The sequence below is a fragment of the Pseudomonas sp. PONIH3 genome (genome assembly GCF_002934345.1).
Classification (GTDB): Bacteria; Pseudomonadota; Gammaproteobacteria; order Pseudomonadales; family Pseudomonadaceae; genus Aquipseudomonas; species Aquipseudomonas soli.
Map to the genome: position 1 here is coordinate 4,095,446 of NZ_CP026386.1, position 14,278 is coordinate 4,109,723.

Annotated in this window: 16 protein-coding genes; 11 read left to right on the forward strand and 5 right to left on the reverse strand. The window is 64.5% G+C overall.

Features of this window, described 5'->3' with window-relative positions:
• The first annotated feature begins 23 nt into the window (after positions 1-23).
• The 6 genes from C3F42_RS19000 to C3F42_RS19025 all read left to right on the forward strand — a co-directional run bounded on the left by C3F42_RS19000 (position 24) and on the right by C3F42_RS19025 (position 5,362).
• Positions 24-971 carry a sigma 54-interacting transcriptional regulator gene (locus C3F42_RS19000; protein WP_094010960.1) on the forward strand — a complete coding sequence of 316 codons (948 nt, stop codon included), beginning with the start codon at positions 24-26 and terminating at the stop codon, positions 969-971.
• A gap of 181 nt (positions 972-1,152) precedes the next feature.
• On the forward strand, positions 1,153-1,938 hold the full coding sequence (locus C3F42_RS19005) for a MetQ/NlpA family ABC transporter substrate-binding protein (protein ID WP_094010961.1): 786 nt from the start codon (positions 1,153-1,155) through the stop codon (positions 1,936-1,938).
• Between the two features lie 467 nt (positions 1,939-2,405).
• A complete protein-coding gene (locus tag C3F42_RS19010; RefSeq protein ID WP_023630800.1) occupies positions 2,406-3,071 on the forward strand; it encodes an amino acid ABC transporter permease in 666 nt (221 codons plus the stop codon).
• Complete coding sequence (locus C3F42_RS19015) at positions 3,052-3,711, forward strand: amino acid ABC transporter permease (RefSeq protein WP_104444754.1); 660 nt, start codon at positions 3,052-3,054, stop codon at positions 3,709-3,711. The genes C3F42_RS19010 and C3F42_RS19015 overlap by 20 nt, the downstream gene beginning before the upstream one ends.
• Positions 3,708-4,493 carry an amino acid ABC transporter ATP-binding protein gene (locus C3F42_RS19020; RefSeq protein ID WP_094010963.1) on the forward strand — a complete coding sequence of 262 codons (786 nt, stop codon included), beginning with the start codon at positions 3,708-3,710 and terminating at the stop codon, positions 4,491-4,493. Before C3F42_RS19015 ends, C3F42_RS19020 begins: the two co-directional genes overlap by 4 nt.
• Entirely contained in the window at positions 4,490-5,362 is an 873-nt protein-coding gene (locus C3F42_RS19025) for a transporter substrate-binding domain-containing protein (RefSeq protein ID WP_023631065.1), read from the forward strand. The genes C3F42_RS19020 and C3F42_RS19025 overlap by 4 nt, the downstream gene beginning before the upstream one ends.
• Positions 5,363-5,399: 37 nt before the next feature.
• Here the strand turns inward: C3F42_RS19025 and C3F42_RS19030 are convergent, their stop codons facing one another.
• Entirely contained in the window at positions 5,400-6,218 is an 819-nt protein-coding gene (locus C3F42_RS19030; protein WP_094010964.1) for an alpha/beta fold hydrolase, read from the reverse strand.
• Between the two features lie 47 nt (positions 6,219-6,265).
• On the reverse strand, positions 6,266-8,629 hold the full coding sequence (locus tag C3F42_RS19035; protein WP_104444755.1) for a penicillin acylase family protein: 2,364 nt from the start codon (positions 8,627-8,629) through the stop codon (positions 6,266-6,268).
• 88 nt (positions 8,630-8,717) lie between these two features.
• On the opposite strand from C3F42_RS19035, the gene C3F42_RS19040 reads away from it, so the two are divergent.
• On the forward strand, positions 8,718-9,284 hold the full coding sequence (locus C3F42_RS19040) for a sugar O-acetyltransferase (RefSeq protein WP_038707003.1): 567 nt from the start codon (positions 8,718-8,720) through the stop codon (positions 9,282-9,284).
• Here the strand turns inward: C3F42_RS19040 and C3F42_RS19045 are convergent.
• Positions 9,263-9,820 (reverse strand): DUF6436 domain-containing protein, encoded by a 558-nt coding sequence (locus C3F42_RS19045; protein ID WP_094010966.1) that lies wholly within the window; start codon positions 9,818-9,820, stop codon positions 9,263-9,265. The two genes, C3F42_RS19040 and C3F42_RS19045, sit on opposite strands and share 22 nt — an antisense overlap.
• Before the next feature lie 191 nt (positions 9,821-10,011).
• Here C3F42_RS19045 and C3F42_RS19050 point away from each other — a divergent pair, with 191 nt between their 5' ends.
• Positions 10,012-10,938 (forward strand): alpha/beta hydrolase, encoded by a 927-nt coding sequence (locus C3F42_RS19050; RefSeq protein WP_094010967.1) that lies wholly within the window; start codon positions 10,012-10,014, stop codon positions 10,936-10,938.
• 1 nt (position 10,939) lies between these two features.
• On the opposite strand, the gene C3F42_RS19055 is transcribed toward C3F42_RS19050, so the two are convergent.
• A complete protein-coding gene (locus C3F42_RS19055; RefSeq protein WP_038707001.1) occupies positions 10,940-11,692 on the reverse strand; it encodes a DUF2059 domain-containing protein in 753 nt (250 codons plus the stop codon).
• A gap of 121 nt (positions 11,693-11,813) precedes the next feature.
• Here C3F42_RS19055 and C3F42_RS19060 point away from each other — a divergent pair, with 121 nt between their 5' ends.
• Positions 11,814-12,437 carry a 2OG-Fe(II) oxygenase gene (locus tag C3F42_RS19060; RefSeq protein ID WP_094010968.1) on the forward strand — a complete coding sequence of 208 codons (624 nt, stop codon included), beginning with the start codon at positions 11,814-11,816 and terminating at the stop codon, positions 12,435-12,437.
• Entirely contained in the window at positions 12,424-12,921 is a 498-nt protein-coding gene (locus C3F42_RS19065; RefSeq protein WP_094010969.1) for a DUF523 domain-containing protein, read from the forward strand. Before C3F42_RS19060 ends, C3F42_RS19065 begins: the two co-directional genes overlap by 14 nt.
• Positions 12,922-12,955: 34 nt before the next feature.
• Here C3F42_RS19065 and C3F42_RS19070 read toward each other — a convergent pair whose 3' ends face one another.
• Positions 12,956-13,438, reverse strand: coding sequence for a transporter substrate-binding domain-containing protein (locus C3F42_RS19070; RefSeq protein WP_023632416.1), 483 nt, complete (start codon positions 13,436-13,438; stop codon positions 12,956-12,958).
• Between the two features lie 227 nt (positions 13,439-13,665).
• On the opposite strand from C3F42_RS19070, the gene C3F42_RS19075 reads away from it, so the two are divergent.
• Entirely contained in the window at positions 13,666-14,142 is a 477-nt protein-coding gene (locus tag C3F42_RS19075; protein ID WP_094010970.1) for a DUF4399 domain-containing protein, read from the forward strand.
• Positions 14,143-14,278 lie beyond the last annotated feature (136 nt).

Sequence of the window (14,278 nt, forward strand, 5' to 3'; positions counted from 1 at the left end):
TGCGGCCGGGGCGGGAGTATTCCATGACATTTCACACACCATTCGGTCAGCCGCTGCTGACCTTCCCCGAGCTGGACAAGAGCCCGCTGAGCATCCGCGCCAAGGCGCTGGTGTTCGTCGACCCGCGCTCCCAGGCGCTGCGCCAGGCCCTGGAACGGCTGGCGCCACAACCGTTGCCGGTGCTGATCCGCGGCGAGACCGGCACCGGCAAGGAGCTGCTGGCCCGGCAGATTCATCGCGCCAGTGATCGGGGCGGGTTGTTCGTGTCGGTCAACTGCGCGGCCATCAGCCCGACCTATGCCGATGCCGAGCTGTTCGGCTATAGCGCGGGTAGCCAGGGTGGTACTGCCAGCAGTCGCGCCGGATGGTTCGGCTCGGCCAATGGCGGCACCTTGTATCTGGACGAGATCGCCGACCTGCCCCTGGCGATCCAGGGCAAGCTGCTGGCCGCCCTGGAGAATCGTGAGGTGATCCGGGTCGGCGCCACGCAGCCGCAGGCGGTCGATGTGCGGCTGGTGGCCGCTTCCAGCATCGACCTGGCGCTGGCAGTGCGCGCGGGGCGTTTCAACGAGCGGCTCTACCATTACCTGCACGAAGGCGAGCTGGAGTTGCCGGCGCTGCGTGATCGGGTCGGCGATATCCTGCCGTTGGCCGAGTACTTCGTGGGGATCTACAGCGTGCGCCTGGATCGGCCGGTTCCCCTGATCAGCGAGGCGGCACAACAGGCGCTCGAAGCGCATGCCTGGCCGGGCAATACCCGCGAGCTGGAGAACGTCATTCACTTCGCCCTGCTGGTCAGCGATGGCGATGAAATCCTCCCTGAGCACCTCGACCTGCCGGCCACCCGCCCACTGGCCAACCTGGCGCGACAGCTGGAACAGCTACGCCGTGGCGGCGAAGCGCAGACCCTCGCTGAACTGCGTGGGCTGCTGGGCGAAGCCCTGGCGCGACTGGGTGAAACCGCGCCTTAGAGCCGCGCGGTGTCGCTCATGACCAAAGGTCATGATGGCGATTTGTTTTTGGAATAAGCAGCTAAGTAAAAGATATTGTTACGGAATAAAAATAATCGGTATTGTCCGGTTCACGCCCACCCGAACGGATGGGCACCCGACTCGCCATCTGCGATGGCCCAGCTATAGAACAAGGATCACCATGAAAAAGACCCTGCTGACCACCGCCCTGGCCGCCGCCCTGTCGTTCGCGGGCCTCGCCAACGCCGCTGAAAAACTGGTGGTCGCCGCCACGCCTGTGCCGCACGCGGAAATCCTCGAACTGATCAAGCCGACCCTGGCCAAGGAAGGCGTGGACCTGGAGATCAAGGTCTTCACCGACTACGTCCAGCCCAACGTGCAGGTCGACCAGAAGCGCCTGGACGCCAACTACTTTCAGACCCTGCCGTACCTGAAGAACTTCAACGAAGGCAAGGGCACCCACCTGGAGACCGTGATCGGCGTGCACGTCGAACCGTTTGGTGGCTACTCGAAGAAGGTCAAGAGCCTGGCCGAGCTGAAGGACGGCGCGACCGTGGCCATCCCCAACGAAGGCAGCAACAGTGGCCGTGCCCTGCTGCTGCTGCAGAAGGCTGGGCTGATTACCCTGAAGGATCCGAAGAACGCCCTGGCCACGCCGAAGGACATCGCCGAGAACCCGAAGAAGCTCAAGTTCAAGGAGCTTGAATCGGCCATGCTCCCGCGTGTGCTGGATCAGGTCGACCTGGACATGATCAACACCAACTATGCGCTTGAAGCCGGCCTGAACCCGGCCAAGGACGCCCTGGTGATCGAAGGCAGCGATTCGCCATACGTGAACTTCCTGGTTGCCCGCCCGGACAACAAGGACAGCGCGGCCATCCAGAAGCTGGCCAAGGCGCTGACCAGCCCGGAAGTGAAGGCATTCATCGAGAAGAAATACAGCGGTGCGGTACTGCCGGCGTTCTGATACGCGACCTGGTACGAAAAACGCCGACGCATTTTGCGTCGGCGTTTTTGTTTGGGCTGGCTTGAAGAGGGGGCAGCCAGTAGTGGCGCTTCAGCGCTGACTGGCCAGGGCCCGGCGCAGCGCCAGGAGCCACAGCAGTTGTTCGTTCGAAGCAGGCAAGCAGGGGCTGTTCATCGTTGTCTTCCTTGTTGAATGTGATGGGCCGTGCAAGTCACAGTTTGAAATCCCTTGGAGGGGAAAATTCTCGGAAAGATCCGCGTTTGGTGAAGGAAATTTCAGAGCGTCACGGGGTGGTGATATAGATATGCGATAAAGATATTTATAAAAATATTTTTATGCCTTTAGAGTCTATGAATCGTGCTTACCGGCACAGCGCCACTATTCGTGAAACGACGCCGAGCAACCCTCGTGCCGACCCTGGACCTTCCCATGCCGTACCTTCGTGACCCCGTGCCGAGGCCCTTTCCATGAGCTTCGACACCGCTTTCATGCTTAGCACACTGCCGGCCTTCTTCAAGGCCGTTGGCGTGACCTTGCAAGTCGGGGCGATCGCAATCGCCACCTCATTGCTGGTGGCGCTGCTCAACGCGACGATCCTGGTATTGCGAACGCCCTACCTGTGGCGCCTGGTCAAGGGCTACGTGGAGCTGGCCCGCAACACTCCGTTGCTGATCCAACTGTTCTTCGTCTACTTCGCCTTGCCGAGCCTGGGGGTGAAGGTATCCGGCTTCGCTGCCGCGATCATCACCCTGACGTTCATGGGCGGTGCCTACCTCACCGAGGTACTGCGCGCCGGGGTCGAGGCCGTGCCGCGGGCGCAACTGGAGTCCGGGCGCTCCATCGGCCTTTCCGAGGGCCAGCTGCTGCGACATGTGATCCTGCCCCAGGCCGGCATCCTCAGCCTGCCGGCACTGTTCGCCAATTTCGTCTTCCTGCTCAAGGAAACCACCGTGGTTTCGGCGGTGGCGGTGCCGGAGATTCTCTACACCACCAAGAACTACATCGCCCTGTACTACAAGACCTACGAAATGCTCGCCGTGCTGACCCTGCTCTGCGTGCTGATCTTCCTGCCGCTGTCGCTGCTGCTGCGCTACCTGGAACGGAGGCTGCAACATGGCCAGTTCGGGCATTGAGCTGCTGCTGGTTTCGCTGCCGCAACTGGCCATGGGCGCCGGGCAGACCCTGGCGATCTCGGCCCTGGGCATCCTGTTCGCCACCTTGGGCGGCGTGCTCTACGGCGTGCTGGCGACACTCGGTAGCCGTTGGCTAAATATCCTGCTGCAGGTGTACCTGGAGCTGTTCCGGGCGATTCCGGTGCTGGTCTGGCTGTACCTGGTGTTCTTCGGCTTGCCGATCTTCTTCGGCCTGAGCATCCCCAGCTTTTGGTGCGCGGTGCTGGTGCTGGGCCTGTGGGGCGCCAGCGAGGTCGGCGAGGTGGTGCGCGGTGCCTTGCAGTCGCTGCCACGCGGTCAGCGCGAGGCGGGGTTGTCTATCGGCCTGGGCGGCTGGCAGCTGTATGCCTATGTGCTGCTGCCCCAGGCGCTCAAGCGCATGACCCCGCCGACCATCAATATCTACACGCGGATCATCAAGACCAACTCGCTGGCGGTGCTGATCGGTGTGGTCGAAGTGATCAAGGCGGGGCAGCAGATCATCGAACGCACCTACGAGTCGGTGCTGATCTACGGCGCGCTGTTCCTGTTCTTCTTTCTTGTCTGCTATCCGCTGTCAGCCGCCTCCCGCGTGCTGGAGCGGCGCTGGGCCCACGCATGAATCCATTGATCGAATTCCAAGGCTTCAACAAGTTCTTCGGCCAGCACCAGGTGCTCAAGGATGTCGACCTCGCGGTCCAGGCCGGCGAGGTGGTGGTGATCCTCGGCCCCAGCGGCTGCGGCAAGAGCACCCTGCTGCGCTGCCTCAACGGCCTGGAAGAGGCCCAGGGCGGCAGCCTGCGCCTCGACGGCCAGGAGTTGCTCGGCCCCGACACCGACTGGCGCCAGGTGCGCCAACGGGTCGGCATGGTGTTCCAGAGCTACCACCTGTTCGGCCACATGAGCGTGATCGACAACCTGCTGCTGGGGCCGCTGAAGGTGCAGAAGCGCGAACGCCACGAGGCCCAGGCCCAGGCCGAGGCTTTGCTGGCCCGGGTAGGGCTGCTGGACAAGCGTGACGCGTTCCCGCGCCAGCTCTCCGGTGGTCAGCAGCAACGCATCGCCATTGTCCGTTCGTTATGCATGAACCCACAGGTGATGCTCTTCGATGAGGTCACCGCCGCCCTCGACCCGGAGATGGTCAAGGAGGTGCTGCAGGTGATCCAGGGTCTGGCCCGCGAAGGCATGACCCTGCTCATCGTCACTCACGAAATGGCCTTCGCCCGCGCGGTGGCCGACCGCATCGTGTTCATGGAGGCCGGCAGGATCCTTGAACAGAACCACCCTGAGCGCTTCTTCACTCAACCGCAGACCGCACGCGCGCAGCAGTTCCTGGAGAAATTCTCGTTCGTCGAAAGCCTGCCCAAGACACTGTCTAAGCCATTGCACAAGGAACTGTCATGAAGACTGCCCCGTTCGCCAAACTGCTCGCGCCATTGTTGGGCCTGGCCCTGCTGGCCGGCTGCAACAAATCCGAAGATCCGGCCAAGCCCGCCGCCGCCTCGCCGCCCAGCAGCTACCTGGAAACCATCAAGGCCCGCGACAAACTGATCGTCGGCGTGTTCACCGACAAGCCACCGTTCGGCTTCGTCGATGAAAGCGGCCGCTACGTGGGCTTCGACACCGACATCGGCCGGCGCTTCGCCAAGGACCTGCTGGGCGACGAGAACAAGGTCGAGTTCGTCGCCGTCGAGCCTGCCAGCCGCATCCCGTTCCTGCAGAGCGACAAGGTCGACCTGATTCTCGCCAACATGACCGTCACCCCGGAACGCAAGGAGGCCGTGGACTTCACCAACCCCAACCTGCGCGTGGCGGTGCAGGCCATCGTCGCCGACGGCAGTCCGGTGCAGAAGCTCGACGACCTGGCCGACAAGACCATCATCGTCACCACCGGCACCACCGCCGACATCTGGCTGACCAAGACCCACCCGGACTGGAAACTGCTCAAGTTCGAGAAGAACACCGAGTCGCTGGCCGCGTTGGCCAACGGTCGGGGTGATGCCTATGCCCAGGACAACCTGATCCTGTTCAGCTGGGCCAAGCAGAACCCGGGCTACCGCGTGCTGCCACAGCTGCTGGGTGATGAAGCACCGATCGCCCCGGCGGTGAAGAAGGGCAATACCGAGTTGCGCGATTGGGTGAACACCGAACTGGCCAAGCTCGGCGAGGAGAAGTTCTTGCTCAAGCTGTACGACCAGTACGTGCGCAAGGAACTGAGCGACGATACCAAGCCTGAGAGCGTGATCGTCGAGGGCGGCAAGTGGCAGGGTTGATTATCTGAACGGGGCCGCACAGCGGCCCCCTCCGGTCTCAGCAATTGCGCGGTAACCAGTTCAACAGGAAATCATTCACCACCTGCGGATTCTCCAGGCTGGAGATATGCCCGGCGAATGGAATCTGTGCCGCCAGGCATCCAATCAACTGCGCCATCTCGGCGGACTCCGCCGGTGGCCTTGGGATGTCCTGGTCGCCACAGAGCACGATGGTCCGCTCTCCCGGCAGTTCACCGAGTCGCGCCAGCAGGTCTGGCCGGCCGAAGATCACCCGGCCCATCGGGTCGAGGCTGTCGCGGATGGTTTCGGCGCTGCTTGCCTTGAGGTCCGCACGGAAGGACTCGCGCACCTCGGGCACCGTCTGGCCACCGGCATGGAAGAAGATCGGCACCACGACGTCCAGCAACGGGTCGATGAAGGCTCCCGCTTTGCTTGCCGCATCCAGCAAACCGAAATACTTCAGCCGCGTCGCCTCGGGCTCGGCCCCCAGGTAGGTGTCCATCAGCACCAGGCGGTCGACTCGTTCAGGGTGGTCGACGGCCAACTGCGCGCCCCACATGCCGCCAACCGACAGCCCGACCAGGTGGCACTTCTGGATATCCAGGGCATCGAGCAACGCCAGGTGCTGGCGAGCCAGGGCGGCCATGTCGACGGTACTGGCGGGCGGGGCTGTGGAATCGCCGTGCCCCCACAGCTCAGGCACGATGACCCGGAAGTGCCGTGACAGGGCGTCGATCTGCGGTTGCCACATGGCGGACGACCACAGGTAGCTGTGGCCCAGCAGCACTGGGAAGCCATGGCCCTGGTCGACATAGCTCATGCGTGCTCCGTCGATCTCGATGAAGTGTTTCTGCATTGCGTGACCTCATGGATTGCGAGAGGGCCGCTGTGCGGCCCCGGTTTCTATCTGGGCATCAGCCGCAGCGTGCTTTGCGCCGGAATCACCCCCATCCGCGCCTTGTGATAGCGCCCCTCGATGTAGTCCTCGGCCTGGTCGCCATAGTGCCGGTCGAACGGCACGCCACTCTGTCCGACCGGGTTGATGGTCAGCGCGGCGCCGGCGTCGGCGAAGTCGATCAGGCGGCGGGTGGATGGCCCGTAGGTGACCGGCCAGGGCGCCGGTCCGATTTTCGCCGACAGGTTGTTCGGCACCTCATGGGTCCCGGGCGCGGCGTAGGGCCCGACATTGAACAACAGGTTCAGCGGCTTCTTCACGCCCAGCGGATGGTTATGGGTGAGGGTATGGGCCTTGCCCCACTGCCAGCTGGCCGGATCCTTGCCGAAGGTCTCGCGCAGGTGCTTGAGGCTGCGCTGCCAGGCCAGGCGCACGATGGCGTTGCGATCGGTGTGTTCGTTGCTACCGCGCAGATTCCACCACGGTGATTGAGGGTCGCCAGCCAGGCGAGGCAGCGCGGCGTCGATGGCACGGGTACTGATCAGCACCGGGAACCAGGTGTCGCCCAGCTCGTCGTGCAGGGCGGCGAACGCCAGCTCGTAGAGGAACTGGTTGAACAGCGTGGCGCTGGTGGAGTCCAGCGGGTAGTCGCCGCGCCAGGCCGCCAGCTGCTCGACCAGTTCTTTCTCTTCGTCGCCCTGGGCGACGTTGCGCAAGGTGCCGAGCAGCGGTGCCAGGGTACGCGGGCCATAGTCGGTGCTGGTGTCCAGCTGCAAGGCCTGGCTGTTCTGGGTGTCCCACTTGATGTCCGGGTCGCGTAACAGGCGATCGAGCTGGCGTCCTCGGTCGGCCAGGTTGTAGTAGCCGGGCACGGGCAGTGCGCCCGGTGGTTGGTAATTGGCCGAGACGATATAGCCGTTGGCCGGGTTCTCCTGCTGTGGATTGGCACTGAACGGGTAGAACCCCGGCTTGGCGGCCTGGCCGCTGCCCCCGTCGAGGATGAACGCCGGGTTGACGCCATCCGGGCGGATCGGCAGGCGCGCCGCCGCCCACCAGCCGATGTCGCCACGGGCATTGGCCCATACGAGGTTCAACCCTGGCGCCTGGATCTTGCTTGCCGCCTCGCGCATCTTGTCCAGGGTGTCGGCGCGGTTGATCTGGTAGAAGCCCTCGAGTATCGGGTTCTCGGTTTCCAGGAAGGCCCACCACATGGCGATGGGCGTCGGGCCGGCGGTGTCGCCGAGCACGCTATTGACGATCGGACCGTGGGGTGAGCGGCGCAAGGTGATGCTGGCCGGCTGCGCATCCTTGACCGCGATCTGCTGCTCGGTCTTTTCCAGCGACTGCCAGCGGCCATCGACCATCACCTGCTCGGGGTTCTGCGGATTGGTCCGCTCCGCGATCAGGTCGACGTCGTCGTTCTGGAACATGGTCAGGCTCCAGCCGAAGTCGCGGTTGTGGCCGAGCAGGGCGAACGGGTTGAGCGCCTGGAAGTAGCCATACAGGTTGAAGCCTGGCGCCGACAACTCGGCTTCGTACCAGATCGCCGGCACCGCGAAGCTGATGTGCGGGTCACCCGCCAGCAGTGGCCGGCCGCTGCGGGTATGGCTGCCGGCCACGGCCCAGGCGTTGCTGCCCTCGAACTGCGGAATACCCGCATCGCCCAGGGCCTCGTGGCTGAGCCGCGCCAACTGCTCCAGGCTGCGCCAGTCGGCGGCGGCCAGCGGCGTGGCCACGGCGCCGTCGGGCTGCCAGTCGAGGTCGAAGATCTTCAGGTACTCGGGGCCGAGCTGATCGCGAATGTAGGTCAGCGCCGGGTCGGTGCGGAACGCGGCGGCGAAACTGTAGGCGAGGTAGCCGGCAATGCTCAGGGTGTCCTCGGCGGTGAAGGGGCGCGGCGTGATGCCGAGCAGGTCGAACTCCATCGGCTTGGGGTGGCTGGCCTGCCACTGGTTGATGCCGTCCAGGTAGGCCTGCAGCGCCTGCCAGGCCGGTGACTGGCGGTCCTGGCGCTGCACCATCAAGGCCGCCTGGTCGCGAATGCGCAGGCTGCGGAACAGGGCATCGGTGGGCAGCAACTTCTCGCCCAGCACCTCGGCCAGCTCGCCGCGCGCCAGGCGGCGCATGATCTCCATCTGGAACAGACGGTCCTGTGCTTGCACGTAGCCGAGGGCGCGGTACAGGTCCTGCTCGTTCTGCGCCTGCAGGTGCGGCACGCCACGGGCATCGAAGCGCACGCTGACCGGCGCCTGCAAGCCGTTGATGGCCGCTTCGCCATCTCGCTGGGGCTGCTTGCCCTGCACGTACCAGTAACCGCCGCCCGCGGCGGCCACGGCGATCACCACCGCCAGCAAGGTCAGGCTGCGCTTCATCGAGACTCCTTGTGCACTCGAGCGAAAGAATGTGGTCCGATCATCGGCGGATTCGCGAACTGAGCATAGCCCCCCGAAAGGAGTTTCCATGTCCCTGAGCGAAAAACAGAAAATGCTGGCAGGCCAGCTCTACCATGCCGGCTGCCCCGAGCTGCAAGCCGAGCAGGCGGCCAACCGGCAGTGGTTGCACCGCTACAACGGCAGCGTCGAGCAACCCAACGAAGCGCGTCATGATTTGTTGAAGGCGCATTTCGCCAGCGTGGGCGAAGGCGTGGTGATCCGGCCGCCGTTCCACTGTGACTACGGCTACAACATCAGCGTGGGCGCCAACACCTTCATGAACTTCAACTGCGTGATCCTCGACGTGCTGCCGGTGCGCATCGGCGCCGACTGCCAGATCGCCCCGGCGGTGCAGATCTACACCGCCGACCACCCGCTGGACCCGGCGCTGCGCCGCAGTGGCCTGGAAAGCGGGCGCCCGGTGATCATCGGCGACAACGTCTGGATTGGCGGCGGGGCGATCATCCTGCCTGGGGTGACCATCGGTGATAACGTCGTGGTCGGCGCCGGCAGCGTGGTGACCCGGGATGTGCCGGCGGGAGCGGTGGTGGTGGGTAATCCGGCGCGGGTGCGTCAATCGATCCAGGGGCAATAGCAGCCGACCGCCAGGGTATTCGAGGCCTGCACCCGACGCCCTTGTGCCAAGGCCTTGAGGATCGGCTCGATGAAACTATTGCTCGAGTTGCATACCGCGCCTTCGCTGTAGGGGCCGAAGTAGGCGAGGTTGCCGTCGTGGTCCCAGATCGCCACGGCGGGGCTGGCGGGCAGGTGCTCGCTGCCGGGCAGGCTGGCCAGGGGCTTGAGTGTTCCCAGGTTGGCCGGCAGTTGGCCGTGGCTGCCAGGCTTTTGCACGACATGGAAGCTGACCCCGAGCGGTGCGAAGTGCTCGACCAGTTCGCCCAGGTGTTGCTGGTTGCCGACATTGCATGGGCAGGCCGGGTCCCAGAAATGCACCACGCGGATCGGGCCCGGGCCGGCCAGTTCGGCTGGGAGGCGCAGTTGGCTGCCGTCGAAGAAGGTGGCCTGGTTGTCGAACGGACGCAGGTAACGGGACTGGAAGCTGTCGTAGGCCCACCAGGCGGTGGCAGCGCAGAGCAGCAGTGCAAGGAATATCAGAAGTCGCTTCGCCATAGGGGCCCGGTCGCGGTACCTGCAGGAGCGGGCTTGTCCCGCGATGGCTGCGGTGAAGCCAGCATCGCTATCGCGGGGCAAGCCCGCTCCCACGAGGTCGCGTGTTTCGTTGAGAAAGGCAGCAAGCTTGCCATGACGCGGCCCAGAGCTGAATATCGCAGATCAATACTTGCTTCACTCTGGATGTACCGATGCCCGCCAGTTTCCACCCCGACCTGCTGCGCGCCAGCCTGTCGCCCCTTGCCGATCGCCACCTGCTATCCACCCAGGGCCAGGCCTACCAGGGCTTCTACGGCCTGGGTCTGTCCGCGCACAGTTGGCTGGGTGGCTTCCAGGTGGCGGGCTTCGACCTGGTCGGCCAGGTCTGGCTGCCCGAGCGGCCACAGGCGACGTTGTTCCTGCTGCATGGCTACTACGATCACATGGGCTTGTACCGCCACGTGATCGAATGGGCCCTGGGGCGCGGCTACGCCGTGATCGGCTGCGACCTGCCGGGGCATGGCCTGTCCAGTGGCGAGCGGGCCAGCATCGATGATTTCGGCATCTACCAGCAGGTGCTCGAGGCCCTGTTCGAACAGGCCCGCTTGCTCGACCTGCCACGGCCCTGGCATCTCTGTGGCCAAAGCACCGGTGGGGCGATCGTGGTCGACCACCTGTTGCATCAGGGTGAAAGCAGCCCTGTCGACGGCGAGGTGATCTTGTTGGCCCCCCTGGTGCGCCCGCGTGCCTGGGGCTGGTCGAAGCTGAGCTACCGGGTGCTGCGCCACTTCGTCAACGGCATCGAGCGGCGCTTCAGCGAGAACACCAATGACCCGGCCTTCCTGCCCTTCCTCGAAGCCGACCCGCTACAACCACGGCGTCTGCCGACCGCCTGGGTCGGTGCGTTGATGAAGTGGGTCCGGCGCATCGAAGCCGCGCCCAGGAGTACGCGGCGGCCGCTGATCGTGCAGGGCGAGGCGGACGGTACGGTGGATTGGCCGTACAACCTCAAGGTGCTCAAGGCCAAGTTTGCCGAGCCGCAGATCCTCATGCTGCCCGAGGCGCGGCATCACCTGGCCAACGAGCTGCCCGGCATCCGCCAGCGCTACTTCGAGTTCATCGGCCAGCGCCTGGGCTGACTCACTTCAGGTTGGCGGCGTTCTGGCCCACGGCCAGGGCGGCGCGAATCGCGGCCACCGCGGCCTTGTAGTAGGCCTGGCCGTCCGTCGATTCGGCGAAGGTGGCGAACTGCTCGAGCTCGGCGTCCGACAGGTCGCGATAGACGTACAACAACGTGTTGTTCAGGTCCTCGCCCACCTGGTTCATCAACCGCTGGCGCTGGCCATCGAGCAGGTTCTGGGCCTGGCCGCCGCCGAACAGGCCGGGCAACATCGAGCTCAGGCTGTCGGCCGCCACGCCGGCGATCGCCAGGCTGACCTCGGCGCCGGCCTCGCGGGCGGGCAGGGCCTGGGCCAGGTGGCCGACGATCAGCACGCGGTTGTCGCTGGCCTGGATTTTCGGCAAGCCCTTGGCGTGCTTGGCCAGTTGATCCTTGCGCGTGGCAAGCAGTTCGGCGGCCACGACCTTGCGCCCCAGCGGTGACTGGAAGAAGGCCAGGGCTGGCGAGGGGTTGGGCAGGTTGGCGCGCAGTTGTGCCTGGGCCCGTTGGTCCATGGCCTGGGCCTGGAACCGTTGGTTGCTGTTGTTGACCAGCGCCTGGTAGACGGCAGGCGGCAGGCTATTGCGGTAGCGCTGCTGGGCGGCGCTCACGGCATCGTTGAAATGGGCGCGCTGGTCGGGCCAGCCGGCGACCTTGTACAGCTGATCGAGGGTGTCTGCCCAGACAGGCATGGTGCAGATCATCAGCAGAAGCAGGGAAAACAGACGGCGCATTCAGGACTCCTGTCGGCAGGCCGCTATTGTCCTTGGCGTGGCGGGGCTTTGTCGAGTCGCCAGCGGCGCTTCCTGACCAAGTGGCGCTGTGCGAGCGATGGCCGAATGGCTATGATGCGCCATGCACATACCTTCCGAACATCCGCTGCTGTCGACCATCGTCGATGACCTGGCCACCCGTGGTTGGTCGCAGCAACCCCTCTTCCTGCCCGACGAACTGTCGCGCGCGCTGGCGGCCGAATGCCGTCGTCGTTACGCCGAGGGTGAGCTGAACCCCGCCGGCATCGGCCGTGGCGCCGCGCAGGAGATCCGCGAGGCGATCCGTGGCGACCAGATCCAGTGGATCGACCCCGGTGAATCGGAGGTCTGCGACCGCTACCTGGGGGCGATGGACAGCCTGCGCCAGGCCATCAACCAGGGATTGTTCCTGGGGCTGGAGGACTTCGAGTGCCACTTTGCCCTCTATCCGCCGGGCGCCTTCTACAAGCGCCATCTCGACCGCTTCCGCGACGATGACCGGCGCATGGTGTCGGCCGTGCTGTACCTCAACGAGGGTTGGCAGCCGAAGGACGGTGGACAATTGCGCATGTTCCTGAAGGGCGATGTCGAGCACGACGTGGCGCCATTGGCCGGCAGCCTGGTGGTGTTCCTGTCGGGTGAGGTCCCGCATGAGGTACTGCCGGCAGGGCGTGAACGCCTGTCGTTGACCGGTTGGTTCCGGCGCCGTGGCAATGAGCCGTTCTGAGCTGCCGAAGGTACTGGTCAGCGCCTGCCTGCTGGGCCAGCCGGTGCGCTATGACGGGCGTGCCAGTGGCCATCCCGATGTATTGCAGCGTTGGCAGGCTGAAGGCAGGGTGGTGCCACTGTGCCCGGAGGTTGCCGGTGGCTTGCCGACACCGCGACCGCCCGCTGAGATACCCGGTGGGCAGGGCGGGGCGGTGCTGGACGGGCAGGCACAGGTGCTGACGGTGACCGGCGACGATGTCAGCGACGCCTTTCTCGCCGGGGCCCGCCTGGCGCTGGAACTGGTGCGCCGGCATGGCATCCGTGTGGCGGTGCTCAAGTCGGGCAGCCCCTCGTGTGGCAATCTGCAGACCTATGACGGCAGTTTCAGCGGTGTGAAGGTGGCGGGTGAGGGCGTGACCACGGCCTTGTTGCGGCGCGAAGGGGTGCAGGTGTTCAGCGAGCTGGAGCTGGAAGAGGCGCAGCGAGCGTTGAGCCAGATCTGATCGCGGGGCAAGCCCGCTGCCCCGCGATGCGGTGTTACTGTCCGGCGCTCGCCTGCTTGGAACCCTTGAGCCATTTGCTTTCCAGGTCAGCCAGGCGGCCGTCGTCCTTGATCCGTTGCAGGGCATTGTTCAGAGCCGTCTCGAAGGCTGGATTGTCCTTCAGGTACGGAATCACCAGATTCTGGCTGGCCAGGGTCCGAATGGTGTCGAGTTGGTCGCTAGGTTCGACGTCTTGCTTGTTGAAGGCCATGTCGAACTTGCCGCTCTCCACCCCGGGCAGCACCTCTTCGGCTGCGGTCTCGACGAACTCGGCCCGCACATCCAGCTCCTTGGCCAGGGCCTGGCCCAACTCGATCTCGAAACCGGTCAGGTGTTCGTCTTCCTTGAACGCATAAGGTGGTGAATCGCTCAGCACGGCAATGCGCAGTTCGCCACGGTCGTTGATTTCGTCGATCAGTTCGGCCTGGGCCAGTGGGCTGAACAATACCGCCAACAGAATGCCAATGGTCAAACGCATGAGTGCCCCTTTCTTGTTCGGCAGGTGAATGTCATTCGCCGAGGCTTTCTTTTCTGCCGCGGTCGAACGCAGCCTATGACCGTGTAGCCGCGTTAATGTTTACGCCGGCCTGAAATATTTCTGCCGTTGTTTTTGAACCTCTGCCTGGTTGGTTGGACTATGGTGAAGTACCGCTGTGCTTCGTTTAAGTGATAGCGGTCAATTGAAGTGAATCACAGGAGAAGTGAATGAAAAGCCTATTTTCGCGTGCTGCCGTTGCCGGTCTGCTGATGGGGGCGTCGGTGTTCGCCAGTGCTGCGGATGCGCTGAAGAGCCAGCAGCCACCGCAGGGCGCCAAGGTCTTCATCGTTTCCCCCGCCGACGGGGCCACGGTCGACAAGACCTTCACCGTCAAGTTCGGTATCGAGGGCATGGGCCTCAAGCCAGCGGGTGACCAGACCCCGCACACTGGGCATCACCACCTGCTGGTGGATGTGGACAAGGCCCCGGTCGCCGACATGCCGCTGCCGACCAGCCTGATGCCGGAGAACAACGCCCCCCTGCCGGCCGGCCCGCAAGTACTGCACTTCGGCAAGGCGCAGACCGAGGCGACCATCACCCTCACCCCAGGCAAGCACACCCTGCAACTTGTGCTGGGCGACAAGTATCACGTGCCGTTCAAACCGAGCGTCGAGTCGCAGAAGATCACCGTCAACGTCAAGTGATGCTGAACCTGTAGGTGCGACTTCAATCGCGAACTAGATACCGCGGTGCTTGGCACCCGCTTTCGCGGGTGATCGCGGCTGAAGCCGCTCCTACAAGATCGCAACAGCGAAAAAGGGAGGCCACCAGGGCCTCCCT